The organism is Methylomonas koyamae (assembly GCF_006483455.1).
GTDB lineage: Bacteria > Pseudomonadota > Gammaproteobacteria > Methylococcales > Methylomonadaceae > Methylomonas > Methylomonas koyamae_B.
In genome coordinates this window covers 26,001-46,149 of sequence record NZ_PPPU01000041.1, presented here as the reverse complement: position 1 = coordinate 46,149, position 20,149 = coordinate 26,001, and the positions used below count along the sequence as shown (strand labels likewise).

At 51.2% G+C, this 20,149-nt stretch carries 22 protein-coding genes and 1 pseudogene; 8 read left to right on the top strand and 15 right to left on the bottom strand.

Annotated elements, in window-relative coordinates; all coding sequences use genetic code 11:
- Positions 1–184: 184 nt before the first annotated feature.
- On the top strand, positions 185–808 hold the full coding sequence (locus C2U68_RS18195; protein WP_140913889.1) for a tyrosine-type recombinase/integrase: 624 nt from the start codon (positions 185–187) through the stop codon (positions 806–808).
- Positions 809–1,031: 223 nt separating this feature from the next.
- Here C2U68_RS18195 and C2U68_RS18190 read toward each other — a convergent pair whose 3' ends face one another.
- The 4 genes from C2U68_RS18190 to amoA are packed head-to-tail and all read right to left on the bottom strand — an operon-like array spanning position 1,032 to position 5,107.
- Entirely contained in the window at positions 1,032–2,285 is a 1,254-nt protein-coding gene (locus C2U68_RS18190) for an MFS transporter (protein ID WP_260839398.1), read from the bottom strand.
- A gap of 28 nt (positions 2,286–2,313) precedes the next feature.
- The gene (gene amoC, locus C2U68_RS18185) at positions 2,314–3,087 is read right to left on the bottom strand and encodes a bacterial ammonia monooxygenase, subunit AmoC (protein WP_140913888.1); all 774 of its coding nucleotides are present in this window, start codon (positions 3,085–3,087) and stop codon (positions 2,314–2,316) included.
- A 16-nt stretch (positions 3,088–3,103) separates the two neighbouring features.
- Positions 3,104–4,342, bottom strand: coding sequence for a bacterial ammonia monooxygenase, subunit AmoB (gene amoB, locus C2U68_RS18180; RefSeq protein WP_140913887.1), 1,239 nt, complete (start codon positions 4,340–4,342; stop codon positions 3,104–3,106).
- A 12-nt stretch (positions 4,343–4,354) separates the two neighbouring features.
- Positions 4,355–5,107, bottom strand: coding sequence for a bacterial ammonia monooxygenase, subunit AmoA (gene amoA / locus C2U68_RS18175; RefSeq protein ID WP_140913886.1), 753 nt, complete (start codon positions 5,105–5,107; stop codon positions 4,355–4,357).
- A 251-nt stretch (positions 5,108–5,358) separates the two neighbouring features.
- Between amoA and C2U68_RS18170 the strand changes: the two genes are divergently transcribed.
- Positions 5,359–6,294 carry a LysR family transcriptional regulator gene (locus tag C2U68_RS18170; RefSeq protein WP_140913885.1) on the top strand — a complete coding sequence of 312 codons (936 nt, stop codon included), beginning with the start codon at positions 5,359–5,361 and terminating at the stop codon, positions 6,292–6,294.
- On the opposite strand, the gene C2U68_RS18165 is transcribed toward C2U68_RS18170, so the two are convergent.
- On the bottom strand, positions 6,291–7,385 hold the full coding sequence (locus tag C2U68_RS18165) for an L-dopachrome tautomerase-related protein (RefSeq protein ID WP_140913884.1): 1,095 nt from the start codon (positions 7,383–7,385) through the stop codon (positions 6,291–6,293). The two genes, C2U68_RS18170 and C2U68_RS18165, sit on opposite strands and share 4 nt — an antisense overlap.
- Before the next feature lie 62 nt (positions 7,386–7,447).
- Between C2U68_RS18165 and C2U68_RS21655 the strand changes: the two genes are divergently transcribed.
- The 4 genes from C2U68_RS21655 to C2U68_RS18150 all read left to right on the top strand — a co-directional run bounded on the left by C2U68_RS21655 (position 7,448) and on the right by C2U68_RS18150 (position 9,217).
- Positions 7,448–7,582 (top strand): hypothetical protein, encoded by a 135-nt coding sequence (locus tag C2U68_RS21655; protein WP_260839397.1) that lies wholly within the window; start codon positions 7,448–7,450, stop codon positions 7,580–7,582.
- Positions 7,583–8,444: 862 nt separating this feature from the next.
- Entirely contained in the window at positions 8,445–8,774 is a 330-nt protein-coding gene (locus C2U68_RS18160) for a type II toxin-antitoxin system RelE/ParE family toxin (RefSeq protein ID WP_140913883.1), read from the top strand.
- Entirely contained in the window at positions 8,767–9,063 is a 297-nt protein-coding gene (locus C2U68_RS18155; RefSeq protein ID WP_140913882.1) for a multiprotein-bridging factor 1 family protein, read from the top strand. The genes C2U68_RS18160 and C2U68_RS18155 overlap by 8 nt, the downstream gene beginning before the upstream one ends.
- The gene (locus C2U68_RS18150; protein ID WP_140913881.1) at positions 9,053–9,217 is read left to right on the top strand and encodes a DUF4175 domain-containing protein; all 165 of its coding nucleotides are present in this window, start codon (positions 9,053–9,055) and stop codon (positions 9,215–9,217) included. The genes C2U68_RS18155 and C2U68_RS18150 overlap by 11 nt, the downstream gene beginning before the upstream one ends.
- Before the next feature lie 316 nt (positions 9,218–9,533).
- Here C2U68_RS18150 and C2U68_RS18145 read toward each other — a convergent pair.
- Positions 9,534–9,677 (bottom strand): annotated as a pseudogene (locus C2U68_RS18145) (cold-shock protein); the annotation flags it as partial.
- Positions 9,678–9,925: 248 nt separating this feature from the next.
- Between C2U68_RS18145 and C2U68_RS18140 the strand changes: the two are divergent.
- Together C2U68_RS18140 and C2U68_RS18135 are read left to right on the top strand one after the other, a co-directional pair.
- Positions 9,926–10,159: an AbrB/MazE/SpoVT family DNA-binding domain-containing protein gene (locus C2U68_RS18140; protein ID WP_140913880.1), complete on the top strand. Its 234-nt coding sequence runs from the start codon at positions 9,926–9,928 to the stop codon at positions 10,157–10,159.
- A complete protein-coding gene (locus C2U68_RS18135; protein ID WP_140913879.1) occupies positions 10,146–10,562 on the top strand; it encodes a PIN domain-containing protein in 417 nt (138 codons plus the stop codon). Before C2U68_RS18140 ends, C2U68_RS18135 begins: the two co-directional genes overlap by 14 nt.
- 195 nt (positions 10,563–10,757) lie before the next feature.
- Here C2U68_RS18135 and C2U68_RS18130 read toward each other — a convergent pair whose 3' ends face one another.
- Genes C2U68_RS18130 through C2U68_RS18090 form a run of 9 tightly spaced genes read right to left on the bottom strand, consistent with a single transcriptional unit; the run spans position 10,758 to position 19,466 of the window.
- Positions 10,758–11,795, bottom strand: a complete 1,038-nt coding sequence (locus tag C2U68_RS18130; RefSeq protein WP_140913878.1) for a hypothetical protein — start codon at positions 11,793–11,795, stop codon at positions 10,758–10,760.
- Positions 11,767–13,179, bottom strand: coding sequence for an MBOAT family O-acyltransferase (locus C2U68_RS18125; protein ID WP_140913877.1), 1,413 nt, complete (start codon positions 13,177–13,179; stop codon positions 11,767–11,769). Before C2U68_RS18125 ends, C2U68_RS18130 begins: the two co-directional genes overlap by 29 nt.
- Positions 13,180–13,196: 17 nt before the next feature.
- Positions 13,197–13,559: a hypothetical protein gene (locus C2U68_RS18120; protein WP_140913876.1), complete on the bottom strand. Its 363-nt coding sequence runs from the start codon at positions 13,557–13,559 to the stop codon at positions 13,197–13,199.
- Positions 13,556–14,047 (bottom strand): thermonuclease family protein, encoded by a 492-nt coding sequence (locus C2U68_RS18115; protein WP_140913875.1) that lies wholly within the window; start codon positions 14,045–14,047, stop codon positions 13,556–13,558. The genes C2U68_RS18120 and C2U68_RS18115 overlap by 4 nt, the downstream gene beginning before the upstream one ends.
- 14 nt (positions 14,048–14,061) lie before the next feature.
- Positions 14,062–14,694: a DUF4400 domain-containing protein gene (locus C2U68_RS18110; protein ID WP_140913874.1), complete on the bottom strand. Its 633-nt coding sequence runs from the start codon at positions 14,692–14,694 to the stop codon at positions 14,062–14,064.
- Between the two features lie 2 nt (positions 14,695–14,696).
- The gene (locus tag C2U68_RS18105) at positions 14,697–15,095 is read right to left on the bottom strand and encodes a hypothetical protein (protein ID WP_140913873.1); all 399 of its coding nucleotides are present in this window, start codon (positions 15,093–15,095) and stop codon (positions 14,697–14,699) included.
- Positions 15,073–16,917 (bottom strand): conjugative transfer system coupling protein TraD, encoded by a 1,845-nt coding sequence (gene traD, locus C2U68_RS18100; RefSeq protein ID WP_140913872.1) that lies wholly within the window; start codon positions 16,915–16,917, stop codon positions 15,073–15,075. Before traD ends, C2U68_RS18105 begins: the two co-directional genes overlap by 23 nt.
- Entirely contained in the window at positions 16,917–19,001 is a 2,085-nt protein-coding gene (gene mobH, locus C2U68_RS18095) for a MobH family relaxase (protein WP_140913871.1), read from the bottom strand. Before mobH ends, traD begins: the two co-directional genes overlap by 1 nt.
- Positions 19,002–19,016: 15 nt before the next feature.
- Positions 19,017–19,466 (bottom strand): hypothetical protein, encoded by a 450-nt coding sequence (locus tag C2U68_RS18090; RefSeq protein ID WP_140913870.1) that lies wholly within the window; start codon positions 19,464–19,466, stop codon positions 19,017–19,019.
- Positions 19,467–20,149 lie beyond the last annotated feature (683 nt).

Here is a 20,149-nt window from a genome sequence, read left to right as displayed (position 1 = left end):
GGCCACATCGCCCTCCATGTCTGCCAGCACAAAGGAGAACGGATTTATCTTTCTATGAGATGGAGTGTATAGCAGATTATGTTATCTGTTAAGAATTTATATCGGGTTCTTACCTTATTCTGCGGCTAGTAAAAGTAATCCAAGGTTTCATGGCCTCTCCTCAAACAATCGTTAGGAGTCTGTCATGGACCAAGAAATCCAAACCAAGCAACGCATGCCGTGGAACAAAGGTAAACTGATTGGTCAAAAATCGCCACTCAAACTGAAAGAAATCTGGGCCATCCGCATTCGTTTGCAGATGGCAAAAAACATCCGTGAACTAGCGTTATTCAATCTTGCCATTGATAGCAAGCTTCGGGGATGCGATTTGGTCAAGCTTAAAGTCTGCGATGTGGCGCAAGGTGGTCGAGTGTCATCACGCGCAATCATCATGCAGCAGAAAACGCATAGACCGGTTCAATTTGAGATAACCGAACAAACCCGGGACGCATTGGCAAATTGGATAAGCCAAGCGCAACTGAAATCCGATGAGTACCTTTTTCCAAGTCGGATTCATGATTCGCCACACCTTTCGACGCGGCAATATGCTCGCATAGTTGAGCATTGGGTGACCTCGATTGGTCTTGATCCGGCTGCTTACGGAACCCATACAATGCGCAGGACAAAAGCGACTTTGATTTACCGTCGAACCAAAAACTTACGGGCTGTTCAGCTATTGCTGGGTCATACAAAGCTCGAAAGTACTGTTCGCTATCTAGGCATAGAAGTTGACGACGCACTGGAGATTTCAGAGCAGACAGAAATATAGCCCCTCAAAAAGGTAGCAGCTTATTTTTTGGCTGCTACCGATTTTGAACGGGTAAATCATGATCCCTATCGGCCCCAAAGGGAAAGAGAACCGCCAGGTGGACCGCTTCGTCGGAAAGCTGTCATGAATTACGATACCTGGAACCGGCCGTTCGTCACTGAGTTCAAACGACCCTTTGTTGCCGGCCACCCCATTTCAGCCAGTGTCTGCAATATTTTCCCTTTCAGACATTAGGTTCGCGGATAAAACAAACGATGCCGGTTGCGACAAAAGCGAACAGGCCTGACGCCACAAACGCCAGGTTGTAGTCACCCATCAGACTATGGACGTAGCCGGCACTGTAGGCGGCAATGGCTGCCCCGATTTGATGTGCGAAGCATATCCAGCCGAACACCACGCCGACGTTTTGCTTCCCGAATAAGTCAGCAGTCAATGCTGAGGTTGCCGGAATAGTGGACAACCAATTCATGCCGTAAATAACCGAGAACATCATTAGTTGCCCGGTGGTATCAATGCTGGGCAGTACGATCAGCGTTGCGCCTCTGACGACGTAATAAAAGGCCAGCGGCCAGCGCTTGCCGTATCGGTCGCACAGCCAACCGGATAAAATGGTGCCGAACACATCGGCTGCGCCCATGACCCCCAGTGACATCGCCATGGTCATGTCGGTGAAGCCATGTTCGATGCCGTGCGGAATCAAATGGGTCTGAAACAATCCTGAAGTGGTTAAGCCGCAAATTCCAAAACTCGACGCCAACAGCCAGAATTGCGGACTGCTCATGGCCGACCGCATGGGATTTCGATCAGGTTTAAGCACTGTTCCATGAACGCCATTGGCGCCAAAGGGCAGTAACCCCTTGGATTCGGGATCGTCTCTTAAATATTTCAGCACCAAAGGTAAAACCACCAAACCTAAGGCTACGGCGACAAATAGGGTCGCCGCTCGCCAGCCTTCATGAACATTGATTTGCATCAGGAAAGGGGTGAACACTAACTGGCCGGAGGAGAAGGCGGCTCCCAATATGCCTAATGCTAAGCCCCGGTGTTTATGGAACCAGCGATTGATCAACGCCGAGCCCATAAGCATTGAAGTACCGCCCGAACCTGCGCCGATCAACAATCCCCAAAACAAATACATTTGCCAGGATTCCTGCATAAAAACGCTGCCGCCGGCGCCTGCTACCGACAAAATCAAGGTGATAACGCTGATGCGTTTTGCGCCGTATACATCCATCAACCTACCTAGAAATGGACCTGCAAGGCCAAATAAAAGCAGATTAAGTGAAATTGCGCCGCTAATCGTTTCCCGATGCCAAGCAAACTCCTGTTCCAGGGACATCATAATGATCCCTGGAATGGAGCGCAGCGCCGATGCCACAAACAAACACAGAAAAGTGACAGCGAGTATTACCCAGGCATAGTGAACTGCATAGGTAGAACTCTTTGGCATGGTTACTTCAGACTCGGATTGATACATATTCGTCTGGGTTTAAATAAGGATAGATTTAATCGGCATCTGGAATCCGATCGAGTAATTCGATCAAACGGGTGACGCCTTGCAGCAGGATGCCGCCGACGCCCAATGCAAACCACACCCCGATCACAAAGCCCCAATGAATCGGGGCGGCGAAGAACTCTTCTCTAAACCAGAAGGTATGCCCCCACTCGTTGAAGCCGACGCTGACCAAAATCATGAATGGTCCAAATACCGCCAAGGTCAAGGGTAGCGAAATGCCTTTGGCATACAAAGGCAAGCGGGTTCTGGCATACAGCCAGGCACAGCCACCCAGAATCACGTACAACGGGAAATTGAAGTAAAACTCGATGATGTGATTGGCGGTAAATGGCGTGTCGCGGATTGCCACCTGATGCCAGGAGTTGTCTTGCTCGGCAAAATAACTGCCCGCCCAATACACGGCAAAGGTGTAAATGCTGATCCACATCGTCAAGGTGAAATAGCGACGAATTTCTTCCTTGGGTGCCAGTTGATCCAAATTTCGGTCGCGCGTGGTCCATAAGTAACCCCAAAAGCCGCTGGCGACGGCAGCGATAATCACCAGTTCGATATAAAACAGCCGCATCCAGTATTGTTCGAACGCGGGTTCCGTGGAATCCAAACCGTGCGCTATGGCAAAAGCGCCCTGATACAGTCGTAAACCGATGTACATAATGGTTAAAAAGCCAAATCCCTTTAAATATTTGGGTAAGTCAATCAAATACCAAGGCAATGATTTGGGGTTTTCGGTGCTTAAGCTCACGTGTTCTGTCGTGGTAGCCATGATGGTTGCTCCTGAATTAATTGAATTTGGGAATGACAGCAGCGGAAATGCTCGAGATATAGCGTTTGCCCATCACGTCGTCGTAAAGGAATAGCAAACCGCCTAAACGGCTATCCGCGTCTTTGATCAGCCCATCCAGCTTCTCCGATTCCCAGGCGGCATCGCGCACTTCAATCGTGACTGTTCGTTGTTCGCCGGGTTCGATAGGCACATTGTTATCTAGGCTCAGGCCCTTATTGCTGACGTCATCTTTGCCGGAGACATTGCCCACAGCTGATAAGTCAGCGTTCATGAAATGCACGTTAGAGGTCGAAAACTCGCCGATTCTGACCGCGCCTTCGCTGCGATTGTCGACACTAACCTGCAGCACCATGGCACGTTGAGCCACGTTGTATTCCGCTTTTAGGGTGTCTACATTGACCGTCCCGGCATTGACTTTAGCCGGCAATGGTAATATCCGATCTAATCCCGCCTGCAATGGAATAGCGTCCGGGTAACTGTTGGCGGTGACGGCATTCAGCGCCAATACCAAAACCGGCACACCTACTAACACGGCTTTAGCGATGAGTTTGTCCTGATCGGTGATCAACTCGTGTTCCAAACCGGCATCCAGCATGCGGTAACGGCTGATGAACAACGGACGACGCACCCACCACAATAACCAGGCAGCCGCCAACAGCCCCCAGAACAGGTGCCAGAAGACGCCATTAGCAAAGCCGAAGCTCTCCATGTCGATCAATTCACCGTTAATGGTTTTAATGGTATTAGTAAAATCGCTGGGATCGCCGCCAATGTCCAACCACACGCCGGGACCCATCACTTGCCCCGCGTCTTTTAAATTAAAAAACGGATGAATGTGATAACGCCCCGGCAGACGGCCTTTCAAGACCACTTTGAAATCATAGTCGCCACCCGGCTCGAGGGCTACCGAGTTAGTCCAAGGCTTACCGTTCAGGTAACGCTCGGTGCGAATCAGCACGGGTCCGGGTGTGGAGATATTTAAGAAGCTGGCTTCCGGCTTGGGCACGCTCACCGGCCAATCCTCGGCGACATGAAACTTGCCGCTGACGCTGACTTCATCGTTGACGTTGAATTTTTGCGTGGACCATTGCACGTCGTACCATTGTATGGTCCGCATCCGAATGAACGGCTCCAGGGCTTTTTCGCCATGCGCCTGAGCGGTGGGTACTGATAACACCGACCATACATTCAAGAAAAGCAATGCCAACATCCAAGGTTTAAAGAGTGATTTCATGACAGTTGCTCCTTAGATTTTTTTCAGATAACGGGTATCGGCGAACCATTTACCGATGTACCACCACAGCGGATACATCAATGAACATAACAGTGCCGAACAAAATGCCGCCAGAGGTGTGGCGTACTGGCCATAGGTTCGCAAGGTGCCGCGCTCAATGATGCGCAGATATTCCGGCATGCCGGTACGGATGTATTGAAAGCCGAACAAATCGGCAATCGTCAGCTGACTATTGGCCACCTCGACCGGTTGGTGGAACATGCCAAATATCGGCCAGTTGGTCGGGTAAAACAGCAACGCAAACGCCGCGCCACCGAAGATGGACGTGATGGTCAGACTATTCGTCAGCATTAGTAAGGTGTCCAATACCAAAGCGCCCGGAATCATCGTCGCCGGCAACACCATGTTGATGGGGAAATAGTTCCAGTAGTGGTAGGCAAACACCCGAGTGACCCAGGTTCCGATCAACAAGGCCGCGACGCACAGCGTGGCGCCCAGTGGCAAACGAAATTTATCCCACAGTACCGCTTGCACGGCGGCGGGGAAGGTAATGCCGATTAAGGGTGTGACCAGTGGCCACCACTGCCGGTCTTTCCAATCAACCCAGAAATCCCAATCGCCGACCGTGAGGGCGAAATGCAGATGAAACGAGCCGATGAACAGAAATAAAGCCAAGACCAAAATCAGATAGTCGTAGGCCCTTGCCAGCCGGGCTTTTTCGCCGCTGTACGGTTTGAACGTGGAAATTGGAATTTGTGCGGACATGTGCGGTTCCCCCGTAAAGTCTTATAGTGAATGACGGCGATAGCCATCGAAACTGGGCGTGTCGCTAACCGAAAGCTACCCTTGGGGGGAGTAAAAACCGAATGGCTGGTCGACACGCTCGCGTTATACGTTAGGGGGAATGGGTTGAACTGTGAAATGGTCAAATTTCATCCGCTATCATCAAGACTATTCATACCGACCAGCATCGATTTTGTTTAGTATGAAACTCAATTCATTGAGAACATTTCAGTATGGCTAATCTACGTACTTTTGATCTAAATCTGTTACTGGCTTTCGATACATTGATGCGGGAGCGCAATGTCACTCGCGCGGCGGAATCCATGTTCGTGACGCAGTCGGCGATGAGCCACACCCTGCATCGTTTGCGCCAACAACTGAATGACCCGGTACTGATCAAATCGCCCGCCGGTATGCAGCCCACTGCATTGGCGCTGGCATTAGTGGAGCCGGTACGCAGTCTTTTACAGGAAATGGAACGCTTGCTGGAGGCGCCCCAGGCCTTCGATCCCGCATCCAGTCAGCGCCGTTTCACCATCGCTGCCACCGATTACATGGAGTTTTTAATCTTGCCGGAGCTGTCGAAATTGATTGAGCAGTCGGCGCCGGGTGTGGATATTCATGTCAAACGTACCGAGTCTGCTTTTCCGTTGCCGCAGTTAGAAAACGGCAGCCTGGATGTGGTGTTGGGTTTTGCTTCGGTACTGAATCCGCCCGCGCATTTGCACTGCGAACATTTATTCATGGATCGCATGGCTTGCGTTGTCAGGAAGGATCATCCAAAGATCAAAGCAGCGCCGACTTTGGAGGCGTATTTGGCGGAGACGCACATGCTGATCTCCAGAACCGGCGATAAGTTGGGCGTGATTGATGAGAAATTGCTGGAGCTGGGCTTGGAGCGGCGGATTAATTTCATCGTGCCGCATTTTTTGTCGGCACCCTTAATCGTCGCCCAATCCAATATGATTTTGTCCCTACCCTACCGCTTGGCGATAGCGTTTCAGAAACTGGTACCTCTGGAAGTATTTCCGGTGCCGGTCAGCTTGCCGGACTACGATTTGGCGATGATTTGGCATCCGTTATGGGAAAAGGATCCGGCCCACGGTTGGTTACGTGAACAAATCAACGCCATAGGCCGGACAATAAGCGCATCGCAAATCAAACTTTAACGTCCAGGCAGGCCGGCGGCCAACGCCTTAACCTTCAACAGAAAATACGGTGGTTTGGATTGATCATCGCCGCCGTTCAGCGTAGCCGAGCGATGCAAGCGATTAACAACGGCATACAGTTGTCCATTCGCGCCAAAACTAAAAGAGTCTACCCATGACAGGCGTGGACATTGCGCCAATTGCCGGTATTGTCGCTTAGGATCGATCACGCCAATCGCGTTATTGGCTAAGTCACCCAGATAGATATTGTTATTCTCATCAATGCTGATACCGTCCGAGATCGGTTTGTCGCTGTAGCGCTCAACATGCTGAGCGAGTTCTTGAGGCGTTAAGGACTCATTGATCAAGTCGGCGGCTTTAATCCGGTAAAGGCTGAGGCCGTGCATCGGCCCGAAATAGACCCATTCGTTCGCCAAATCCTCGGTAATGGGGTTAACACCGATATGCGGCTTCACCAATTCGCCGGACGGGGTTTTCACCTGAATCGGCACATTGTCGATGACTAAATCGACTTTTTCCGGCACCACACTGTGATGTCCTTCCAACACCCGCCGCGCCGCGCCGGTCGACAAGTTAACCACGATCAAGGCGGCATTCGCGCCGCCGGCCGGATCGCTGATAAAGGCATGGTTGTGGTTGGTATCCAACGCAAAGTCGTTAACAAAGGCATCCGTGGGCGTAATCGGTCTAGGCAGGTAAATCAAACGCTGGAGCTTATTGGTTTTCGTATTCCAGCCGACCAGTTTGGGTGTCACGCCGCTACGCATGCCGTTGTCCAGCATCCAGACAATACCGTTATTATCGGAGCGGATGCCCAACACCGAGTCGAGCTTGATCGGCGCAGTCGAATCGGCCGCAGACATTTCTTTATTCGGAAAAGGCAGCAAGGTTTGATCCTTGTATTCCACCACCGTGTATTGCGGCTGGTAAAACTGATGTTGACTCATGATGATCCGGCCGCTCGCAGTCGCCGTGACATTGCCAGGCCCGGTATCGAGGTTGGCAAATACCTCAAAATGAGAGTTGCCGTCAGCCAAGGCCTCAAACGTAGCCAACAATAGAGCTACACAAGATTGGGTCATGCGATTCATTTTTGTCTCCAGAGTAGGATAGGGTCACGGCAAACCTTAGCGAATCGTGGAGATACTGTTAAATGACATTATTTAATCGCGCCTCATTAAAAAAACTGATTAACCTGCTTGCAGGTAATGATGCACGTTATAAAAACCTAAAAGCTCCACCCGGCTGTGGAGCCATTGCTCAGGCAAGAAGGAATGAATTTTATTAATACAGTTGATGAATATTACCAATTTAACAAATCCAGTCTTTTGGCTTAACGTATCCCCAAGTGAAGGCCTGACCATAAAACCCCGTATACAAGACCACTTATATCAATCCAACCATCGAAAATAGGTGTAATTATGGAAACAGAAAAACTTACCGATGCCCAAAAAAATCTGCTAAAAAAATGTCCAATTGAATGGGCACCCCTACCGGTTGGATTCACAAATAGAACGTTGATAGCACTAATGAAAAAAGGCCTGGTGGACTCACGCATTTTAATAAACGCATTATTCCCCGAACTATCCAGATGTGAATGGCGAATAGCCCCGTTGCAGCCAAACTGATAGCCGGTTAGCTCCACCTTAAAAGACAGCTTTCTGTTTTACAGCCGACCTGCACAGAAATACTTGAATGTCGCAAAGTGGCCGGGTCGAGCCGAATACAGCCCAAGGTTGCTTGCCATAAAGCCGCCATTCGTTGTAGATAGAGATTAAAAATTTCGCCGGCATCACCACCGGCAGGTTTTAGCCGTTCGCTACATTTAGAAGGCGTAAACATCGGTCTGAATTCCATTAAATGCAGCATACCTGATGAAGATGTTACTCATTTACGAAGGAATCCTTACGGTCCCCCAACACACGCAGATAAACAATAGGCCGTCGGCAAGCGTTCGCTCATTTGCGAGCATAGCTGGCGCTTGCGGCGCGGCAGTTCCGAAAGTCATTTGGCTAGGGATGTTCGCCGAATGATGCCAAAGGCTTCCTGCGGCTATTTTTTTTGGGATTTCTGAAGTAATTTTTAGCGATGGAAGAGTAGGGGAGAATAGCGCAATTGACATTATAGCAATAATGCTATAATTTGAATCCATGAAATGGACCATTGAAACCCTCAATGCAACCGTGGACGAAGAAATTGAGGCTCTCCCGGTTGATATGCGCGCAAGGTTAGTCCGCATTGCGGAACTGATCGCAACCGTTGGCCTTGAAAATGTCCGCGAACCGCACATCAAGCATCTTGAAGGCCTGTTATGGGAGATGCGGCTGAAAGGCAAGGACGGGATTTCACGGGCATTGTATGTGACGGCCAGAAAAAAACGGGTGGTGATCGTGCGGGTTTTTATCAAGAAAACTGAAAAAACACCACGCCGAGAGATCGAAATTGCTTTAACACGGGCGAAAGAGGTTGAAAATGACTAAAATCAGTGAATTGCACAACAAGTGGCTGAAAAATGCCGACTATTCCGCCGCTTATGAGGCTTTGGACGACGAATTCGCATTGGCAAGCGCGGTCATTGAAGCTCGCTCACGGGCTGGCCTAACCCAAGAAGAGCTTGCCGACCGGATGCAAACCAAGCAATCTGTGGTCGCAAGGCTGGAAAGCGGTCATGTTATGCCCACCACGCGCACCCTTGAAAAAATAGCCAAGGCGACCGGATCACGGCTTAAAATCAGCTTTGAACCAGAACCGGCGCATCATGTCACTTAATCCAGTGAAAGAGCAGAAAATCCCTTGTTATCCTTGGGCAACACCGACAGAAGAACAAAAATGCCTGTTTGATGCGTTAAGTGACGAAGAACAGTTAAAAAGGGTTCAAGAAGCCCTCAAGGAAGGCTTGGAAAGCGGCATCAGTGATCAGTAAATTGATGAAATTTTCGACAGCAAAGAGACAGAAATCTAATCGCTTCTCAAAGGCCAAATGTTGGCAACAAAACAGGCGTAGTGACACCGTTTTTCGTCCATTATTGAGGCCGACTTTAGCGAGCGACAAGGCTAGGACAGGTCAACGTGGCTAAAACAGGACATGACGATATTGCACTAACAATTGCATGTGTGACTTCGCATAACATGGATTATGTTAAATTATTGCAATTTCAAGGCATTTCCTATAATAAAAACGATAGCTTAGTTAGAATTTGGTTTCGCGCCTTGCTGAGCCACTGCTTCGACAAGTATAAAGGGGTCACGTTTTCAGCTTGCGGACCTTTGGGCCTCGAGGTCACTTCCATGGCCACGCGCTGGCCTTCCTTCAGGCTTTTCCGACCGCTGCCTTGGATCACACTAAAGATGACAAAGACATCTTTACCGCCGGCTTGTTCAATGAAACCAAAGCCTTTTTCATCCTGGAAAGAGTTGGACGCTCATTTTGATCAAAAATTGGAAAAATTTACACGCCGGTTAACACCAGTGGCGGTTTTAATCGGAATGGGTGGCTGGTTTGCGCCAGAACGGCGGGGTTTCCGCAGATTTCGATCATCGGCTTAGGGTTGACCATGAGAGGCAATAGCATTCATCGCCTCATGGATATACAATATGCTATGTATATCTTTTAATGAGTCGAGAGAGGCACATGCAAGTCGCAAAATGGGGTAATAGTTTAGCTATTCGTTTGCCCGCCACGGTGGTAGAAGCGTTAGAGTTAAAGGAAGGCGATGACATTGAAGTACATATCGCCGGCGAACGGGTGTTTGAACTAGAGAAAAAACCTTCGGTAAAGACGTTGTTAGCCAAATTGCATCAATTTCGTGGGCGCCTACCCGCTGATTTTAAGTTTGACCGCCTGGAAGCGAATGAAAACCGCTAAGCCGTTTCTCGATACCAACGTCTTGCTGTATTTACTGTCTGAGGACAATCAAAAAGCAGACCGCGCCGAAGATATTATCGCCTTCGGCGGCGTAATCAATGTGCAGGTGTTGAATGAATTTGCGTCGGTAGCGTCGCGCAAGCTGAAGATGACGTATGTCGAAATCCGCGAAACCTTGTCGATTATCCGAAGTATCTGTGAAACTCAAGCTTTGAGCGTCAGCATCCACGAACAAGGTTTGGCGATTGCCGAACAATTTGGTTTTTCGTTGTATGACAGCATGATTGTCAGCGCGGCGCTGGACGCCGGGTGCTCAATATTGTATTCGGAAGACATGCAACATGGTCAAGCTATTGGCCCGTTAGTCATTAACAATCCGTTTTTACCTTCTCTTCCTAACTAAAGAGCTTTCGCAGCCTCCCCCAAAGGAAGATGATTCGGTGGGTTCCTAGGCCGACGCTTCAACCGCAAGCGAGGTTTCTGTAAAAGCTAGCCGCACGTCCTCAGCTCCGAATGACGCGTTTTTCGCGCCGTTGGTCTGTCGTGGTCCAGTCGATATTTACTGTTATCTTTTCAACTGTGCAAATACGTCTGTCGATCACCTGCCACTCTGCTGTCGACTTTGACTTGAGCCATGTCCTAACGCACAGTCCAACACCGTTGTCGATTCCGTCGTCCGAAAATGCTTGTAATCGTAAAATCGGATATTCGCGTTTTCACTCAGCAAGAGTGAGCAGTCGGGAATATTCCGGCCACCGGTTCTACTCGAAATCCGGGTTTTGAACTCCTCCAATTCCGATGTCCCGTAGACTTTCGCAATACTCGGATGTAGCGGGTTTAAATAATATTGAGCTTCGATCTGTTGGCTATTTAGAAACTCCACCAGCGATTTAAACTCGTCGAATCGCGTCATTATCCAAGGCGAAACAGACTTGGGTCCCCTACCCTGCTCGAATTGTCTGTTGACGAATTCAGTTTCGTTTCTCTGTATTTCCGTCTCGTACCGGACCAATTGATACCGGCCGGTATGGTCTATATCGTATCTAACGGAAATGGTGTGGTTTAAGGCGTCGAACAGATACCCTATCCCATCGCCAAGGCTGGGTTCGAACAGGTAATCAAAATAGAATTTCCAGCGCGATTCGCCGGTCACGACCGGATGCAATCGATTGGCTGGGCCGTCGTTTACCGGGTCGGAAAAGACGAACGGCTCCAATCCGTAGACGATGTGCTTAAGCGGCAGTCCTTGCGCGATCAGCGCTTTTAACGTGGCTAGGATCTCACCCGGCCGCCCCGCCAAGAATGCTAGGTTGTAGCACCGGCCTTCAGGGAAATACTGCGCCAAGAGCGGTGGGTCGAGCAAGCCCATCACCGATGACCCGACCAGAAGGCAATCAATCGGCTGCTCCGGGTCCGGCGCCGATATCTGATTCAACAGATGGCTCACCTTGCGGTAACGCTCGTTGGTCGCTGGTGATGTGTAAGGTTCGCCGATGCCTTGGTCGACATCGAACACTTGGTAGGGATTCACCAGCCAATTCCACACCGGCATCGCCCCGCCAATCAACACGCTCACGGCCAAAGCGGCACGCCAGAAATGGCCGAAATTAGAACGACCAGTAGATGAAGCTTTCATGGGCTGCCGATAGCCAGGTGCCGGCGAAGAATAAACCGGCAAACTTCGCGAGTGCCTTCAGATCCGGGGTGAAAGTGTCGAGTTGCGCTTGTGCATTGCGGTAGCGTAGACAAATCGCCAGTAGGAAGCCGATGGCGAGCATGTCCAGGCCGTTGACCAGCCCCGATATCGGAACCGTCTCGGACCCGAACCAGCCGGCGAGCATGACCGGCACCGATATCCCGTTGAGTCCCAACATCGCCTGCCAGATGTCTAGTGCCTGGTCAATACTCGCCGCCCGGAATAGCACCCAGGCGAAAAACACTCCAAGCAAGGTCAAGGTTCTGGCCAGATAACCCGGCATCGTATAACCGGTCCTGGTCCATAGCCGATAAAGCGCGATCATGGCGCCGTGCATCGCTCCCCAGGCGACGAAGGTCCAGGCGGCACCGTGCCATAAGCCGCCTAGTAGCATCGTGATGGCCGCGGCCCACAATCCACGATAAAAGCCTAGCCTGTTACCGCCTAACGGGATGTACAGATAGTCGCGCAGAAACCGCGAGAGCGTGATATGCCAACGCTTCCAGAAGTCGGCGATCGTGCCGGCTTGATACGGCGAAGCGAAGTTTTGCGGGAGCACGAGTCCGAACATCAGTCCGATGCCGATGGCCATGTCGCAGTAGCCCGAGAAGTCGAAGTAGATTTGCAAGCCATACCCCACGGCCGCTACCCAGGCCTCGCACACGGTGAGCTGATCGCTGAGTCCAAACAAGGGATCCACCACGGCCGCCAAGCGGTCGGCGATCACGGTCTTTTTGCACAGTCCGGCCGCAAACAGGAACAAGCCTTTGGTCATGCGTTCCGGATCGAAGCGGATGCCTTGCCGGAGCTGCGGCATGATGTCGGAATAATGCAGGATCGGGCCGGCAATCAGATGCGGAAAAAACGAAATGGAAAACGCAAAACGGCCAAGATCGAAATCATCGACCCGGCCTTTGGCACAATCGACTAAATAGGCAATCGCCTGAAAGGTGAAAAACGAGATTCCGAGCGGCAGGATCACCTGCAGCAATGGCCATTGGCTACCGGTCAGCGCGTTGCTGGTCTCGATCAGAAAATCGGCGTATTTGAAGTAGGCCAGAAGCCCCAGGTTGTACACAACGCCCAAGACTAACCTGATTTTGGAGTGAGTGACGGCAATCCGTTTGCCCCAATAGAAATTCAGTAAGGCGTTGACGACCAAGAGCAAGGCGTACTCGGCGCTCCATGCTGCATAGAACAACACCGAGCAGCCGACGATGAACCATTGCGCGATCTCTCCGTAGTGTCGCGACATGAGCCACCACCACAACAGCACGGTCGCCGGCAGAAACAGGTACATGAATTCGGGGGCGGTAAACAGCACGTCGACGTCGCTCTGGGTTATTCTCTGCCGTCCGACGCAGACTTGGCCATTGCCGCCAGTGCGGCTAGCGTGTCGGGGTGATGCTCCAATGTGCTGGCGGTGGGGTCCACGACCTTGTTTGTCGGATCCAGCAACACGGTCATTCCCATGACGACGCGGAATAAGGACGCGCTACGTGCCAAACGAATCAGGTATGCGCACACACGCCGGCAGTTCTCACCGTCCTCAACAGAAAAGGGCTCAGCGGCGTCTTCCTCGTCTTGCGGCTTGGCGATTTTCTCGGGCATGGTGCCGCCGTATCGGCTGCTGATGGCCTCCAACGCGTACGCCAGTTCAAGGGCCATGTCGAGGTCTGCCGGATTCGCTTTCGCCATCTTCATCTTGCATCCTCGGCGTGTCTAAATTCCCAAGGGGCAATAGGATTTGGATCTTGCCATAACCCGAGGTGACTGGCTTGAGCGGTGCGCTCGGCTTGAAGAAATACCGGATCATTGCTGTATTGCCGATACACCCAGGCCAAGCCCTTGGCTACTTGTGCCAAGTTAACGTCCTGACCGCCCACGTCGACGTGGCCAATAAGGCGGCCGTAGCGGTCTTGCTGGGTATATTCGACCGTAACTCGGCGGCGGTAGGTGGTGTCGGATAGTCCGTGTTTGGCGGCCTGACCATAGGCTTGACTGAGTTCAGGCGCATCGATCTTGGCCAAGCGCACTTTTAAGGTCTGCCGGTCGTCGGTGAGCAAGGTCAGCGTGTCGCCGTCGTGCACGCCTATTACGACACCAACCAGTCTCTGTGCCTGAGCGGTACCTGTTAGAAGAAACAGACTTAACAGGACTACTAAGCGGCCGGTCTGTCCGGATGGATTCATACAGGTTCTCCTGGCTATACTCGTTTCTGGGTGTGAGCAAAATAGACGTTCATCGCAAAGGCGATGCCGACACAGGCCATCGGCATCGCCTGCGGCGGGATCGGAAATGGGAAGGTCAAGCCGAGCAGCAGCAAGTAGATAATGCCGATGACGGTGTAGAAGCTATACCGGTGCGCCAACGGGCTGGAATAATCGAAGTTGGATTGCTTGATTTTGCGTTGCACCAAGCCGTCCACCGCACTGGGTATGGCGACGGCGATTAAAAACGGCCACCAGGACAACAGTAAGAAAAAGCGCCGCAACGATTGGTAAAACGTCCCGAATAGCACGTCCAGTTTACTTTGGACGAGGGGGAAATAATCGGTCTGCCCGAAATGTTCAAACCCAACCGATTTCTCGCGCTCGGCAACGGTAGGGATGAAAAAATGGTACACGTTACGTTGAATGTCGGTTTCCACCAGTAGGACGTTGAATACCGCATTGGCTTCATCCCGAATCCGCCGATCGTTGTCAGCGCCCAGATATTCGATGATCATCCGGTCTTCGGCATCTTGCATATTGGTTAACCATTGGTCAGACACCAATACCGCAATCAAAAATACTTCGGCGATCCAGAAGATCAAGGTGACGATGAGGCTCTTGGTCATAATTACGCCGCTGCTCGCTGGATCAAGGCGACGACCTTGGGGTTAGCCACCAAGGTCTCAATCGGTATGTCCGTTGCGTACCTGTGGAGCAAGAAGCGCTGAATCGATTCGACCGTACGGTGCAGCCGGTAAGCATCGTCCGTATGATGCTGTTGGGATGCCTGCGCGTAACCGCTCAGTACGTGAGACATCAACTGCGTGATCACGTCCTCCAATTGATCTGCTTTATGGTGATGATCGGTCATGATCTTGATCGCCGCTTGGAGAATGTCGATCGCAACCGGCCAATCCAATTCCAGTATTTGCAAATCTCGATTCTCGGTTGGGTTTAATTTGCGCCATCGATTCAGCATGATTTCTTCCGCGGTTTGTTTGGGTTTAGGCATTTTTTTGCGAGGCATGGGTTTTTTCCTTGTCCAAGTCAGAGATCAGTATCGGCAGACGGCCCTTGACGATGCGGCCGCCAGATAATTTGGCGATGTAATGTAGATCAGGCAATTGGCCTAATAACTGCGGGGCGAATAAGTCGCCCTCTTCCTCCATTAATCGCTCGCCGATATTTCCGGAAAATACCGCTGGATTCGCTGAATGGGTAGAAACTCCCTGGGTTCTCATGATGTACTTCAATCGGGTTTTGGGCAGGTTGTCGGTGATATAGGTCTGAGTCTCGGCGTCCATCACCCGGAGCGCGATCAAGTTGTTGAGGTTGGCCAGTATTTGTCTGGCCTTGGCTTCGGAACCCAGTCTGGCCGAAAAGTCCGCAAAGGTTTGGGTGGCAATAAACAACCGGAATTGTGCGCCGCGACCTTTGTTCAAGAGCTGGATGCACGGGTCGTTAATCACTTCGGCCGCTTCGTCGACAAAAATATTGACCGGCCGATTATCGACGCCGTGGTTGTACCGGTCGCCGGCGACAGCCGCCAGATCGGCCAACAGAATGGAGCCGATAGCACTGCCGACCATGCTGTCCGATAAGGAATCCAGACCGATGTATGCGACTTTAGCGCCTTTAATGATTTCGGCCGCGTCGGTAATTGCCCGTGTATCGTTCGAGTCGCTTTGGTCCGGCGACAACAATGCGCCTAAGCTGCCGGAGGTCAGCATATTCATCAGCGGCAATAAGGAGGCGATCATTTTGCTGAAATGCGTGCGGTCGTGTTCGAACATGGAAATCAGCCCCTCCAGGTCGGTGTTCTGCCGTTCCTGCTGGACTCGCTCCCGGTAAAATTTGACCAGCAACTGCGCAGTTTTGTCGTTCAGATCCATTCTTTTCATTCCGATACTACTGCGCCAATCGAATTGGAGCACCTTGTCGAAATAACGCACCAAGGCTTTAATCACCAACGGCACCGAGCCGCCTTCCAGGTAAGTCCGTAACTTCACCAGGGACGGTTGCTCTTCGGCCGCAAACAGGCCTTGGACGATGTTATCCAAGGCTTTTTGCCCAAAAGCCTTGAACGGATCCGAACCGGATTCACCAGGACTGACCGCGGCAATTCGGCTGGCCAACTCGGACGAGCGGTTGAAATTCTTTAACGGATCGATACGGACGCTTTCGTCCGGAAAAGCCGGATGGAAGTAGACAAACCGGTCCGGGTTCCGCGAAAGTCGGCACGCGCGTTCGGCGCACCATTTCAGATCTTTGTCGCCTTTGGGATCGATGATAATCACGGCTTCGTTACGCAACACCGCCTGTGTCACCAAGATGTCGAACAAGCGGGTCTTTCCGGCACCAGTGGTGCCAACGATCAAGGTGTGGCCGGCGCTATGCGAGATCGCTTGCCGAATGTAATCCTCGGTTAAGCCTAACCCATGGATCCATGTCGCCCCCATCCGATCATGATTGACCGGGATTAATCCGGTTAAATCGCGCTTCTGGATGTCGTAAGCCAATTGGGCGTGCTTTTGGTTCCACTCGAATCCCCAGCCTAACCACCATTGATCCGGGTGGCGCCGAACAATACCGGCCAGACTGGCGACATTGAACCGCTGAAATTTGAAGTAATTGAGCCGGTGCTTTCGATACCACACCCCGGCCGAGGCCGGCACGCGCTTGACCGCCATAAAGACGCACGCCACCATGAGTCCGTTAAAAGGTTCGCTCGGTAATTCCGAAAACCGATACATCAAATACGCCACAAGACCAAAGGCGATCCAGACCACAATGGCCGTAATCTCGTAATTGGGCCGCCAGGGTAATTGATAGTCGTATTCGTCTTTCATTACTTTTTAACGATGAATTTTTTATTGGTGTTATCGATCGAAATATCCGGTCGTTCGAAGGCATATCGCAATAACTGTTTCATTTCGAATAACTGCCGTTCCTCGATATAACCTCTCAGTAACACCATATCCACGATCAAGCTATCATCCGTTTGATCGACTGCAAGCGGCAGTTCGAAGGCTTTAATCGCTTGTATGAGTTGATCAATCTCATGGGTCGCATTGCGTTGCGCTGTATGCGCTCTCTGGGGTTGTCCGCGACTTGGTGTTGGGCGGTTGGTACTCGGAGGGGTGGCGGCGATTTGAGGCGGTGTTGGGGGAACCGGCGGCGTTTCCGCGTTTTGGATCAATACCGTTAGGTATCGGCTGGTTTCTTTGTTCAGCAGTACGCCCTTGACGCCGCCCAGTTCGGTAACCTTGACCATGGGTTTGCGCGGATCGACTTCGATCATGCCGGCGGCGTCTATTGTCGTGATGATATGGATGGGCTTTTGGTCCAATGCCGCTGCGATATTCAGATGCAACATCAAGACGCGGCCATTCGGTTGTATTTGAAAATATTCCGCGGATATCGCGTCAAGACTTTGCATCAACAAGGCGCCGGCCGCGTGCTGTGAGGCCAACCACTGTCTGGCGGCTTGGGTTTCCGCGGTATTGACCTTGCTATTGTCCTCTGCGTTCGGCGCAGGACTGGCCGGACTCGGTTGGGAATGATTTGTTGCCGCCGAGGGCGGTGTTGCCGGTTGAGCCTTTATCGGGGTCTCTATTTCCTCGACACCTCCGGACGGTATTTCTGGTTCAGATTCCGCGTTCGTCAGATCAGGGTCTGTTGAGTTCGCGCTATCGTGATTTGTTGGGGTTACGGCCGCCTCACCATGCTGTGCTACCGCATCGGATTGACCGTCAGTCTCGTTCTCGATGTGAATCACGTGTCCGTCGACGATCAACGGCAGTGAGTCGGTGTACACGTTCATCGGATCCGTCAACCTGAGCCCCCTAAGCGGCCGGTCCATGCTGCTAGGCTTTATGGTCCAGTAGCGCCTGACGGTTTGCGGATTCAAACGGTATGGGACTGCAAGCTGGCGATCGATCAGAATATCGGCTAGCGTATCCGGGTGTTTTGGTATTCCAGGAATATTGCTTTTCGTGATCAAACGGCTAATATCTTCTGCCGCTTCATCCCACAGGATAAAGGTGCCTTCTTTTAGACGCCAAACCACCGCTCCTTTGGCATTATCGGTCCACGCTCCGTTTTTAATCTGTTGCCGCATGGCGTCTAATATGAACCATTCAATCGGTGCGCCTATCGAGGGGTCAATGGGTATGCAGTTATTTTTAAGGTCTTTCTCTACGCTGAGGTAGTCGGCATCCATTACCAGTGAGTACATCTTTGAGTTGTGTGAGGTGCCGGCAATTGTGAGCAGCATTTCTTTGTAGATAGCCGGCCCGTATTCATTTAAATACTCCTGAACTTCGGGTGTGATGACCTTATTGATTAAAGTCGGTGAAACAATTTCATGGTCGCCATTCCGGTTGACTCGCCAACTCAGATAATACCGTTGGATTTTGCGCTTCCTCGCCCAGGTTTCAATATCGTCCCCCACTATATTGCAGGTATGAGCGCCATCCTCGGATTTAATTTCAACGTCGGTGACCGGCTTGCCTAAATCATGCAACATACCGGCAATGAATATCGCCAATCGCCAGCGTGGCGTCAGTTGTTTTCGTCTACCTGGGTTTTCATCCATGCCGTACAGCACGCCATGGGATTTATAAACAGCTTCAAAACCGACCTCTAGGCCATGACGGAATAACCCGCCGGCGCCGCGGTGATGATGCTTTTCCGACGCAGGTAACAAATGCACAAATCGCGCGTAATTGAATATTAAGGGGTATACCCGCCCTTGATATTCCTGGTCGGTGACACCTAAATAGTGTTTGATTTTTTTAATTAATTCTTCTTGAGACTCTAGGATTTTAATTGCGGGGATCACCGGCAGCCCTTTGGCGAATGGTGGATATCGAGGCACCTCTTCATCCGGCTCGGCAATCCGCAATATCGTATTGAGCAATTTCGCTAACATCGCCGATAAACCCGTTTATTTCTTCAAGCTTTTTGGATTGCATGACTCTTTCAGTCTGGCCGGCATGGTGGTGGTGCGAATAATCTCGTGATCGCGATCGGTCATGTCCAGCTTATGCCGGCAGTATTTCCGCCAGGCTCTTTCGATTTCGTCGCCACTCGGCTGAAAACCGGGTTGCGCTAAGGCTGCGTCCGCTTCGGCCAATGGCAGAGTTACGAATCCACTCGCATCTGCCAAGGTACCGGCTGCGGCATGCGGTTTACGGGTGACCACATGCTCCACGGACGATTGCCGTACCGCCGCCCCGCCAGTTTCGGAGGCAAAGGCATCCATTCCAAGCTGCCAGTCGCGGTGAGGCTCGACGTCGGTTATCGATGTGATGACTTGCTGGGAAGTGGCCGGATCGATCGGCGCCTGGGCGCAACCAGCCATAAAAGGTAGAAGTAAGAATATGGATGTCCGCATTGGCCTGTCCTCTGGTTAGGGTCAGGTCAGCATATCGCATTCCGAATTTTGAACCCGCTGGCTAGATGCATCTGTAATGCACTTTGCCAGCGGGTCTTCCCGTCACTTGTTGGATCGCGCGCGCAATTACTGTTGCGGTCTACCCCGCCACCATAAGTCAACGGGCTATTCACATTTTCAATTGACCCACGCCTCTGCCACATTATATTTTTCCACCTGCTTGCCCCATTTTATAAATATGGGTCTTCATGGTGGAAAACTATAATGGTGTAACTCGATATTTATGATCGATTTTGCGATGGTTGTGCCTTGAAAACACCAGATTATTGGAGCGAAAACAATATCATTTCTTGCTTAGTGATTGATATATCGATGGATTTATTAATGGTGCACGCTTGTGAACCAATTAATGTGGCAGCGCAGTTGATTAATTATTGCTTTTCGCGCGTCGAATTTTTACGTCGTTCCTTTCTTTCCGCCTTCAATTCAATAGGTTAGCGGCGATGCCACATTGTATTTTTCCCACTACGCAATGACGTTAAACAGAGCCGTCTAACAAGCTCTATCTGAGCAATGGGTACTACGTCATTCTGATATCGGCAGTCGTTTGCACGAATATCTCGTTTCATGGGATGCGCTTTGCTAATGCCTAGCGTCAACCGGCCCGAACTCAAATTATCCGT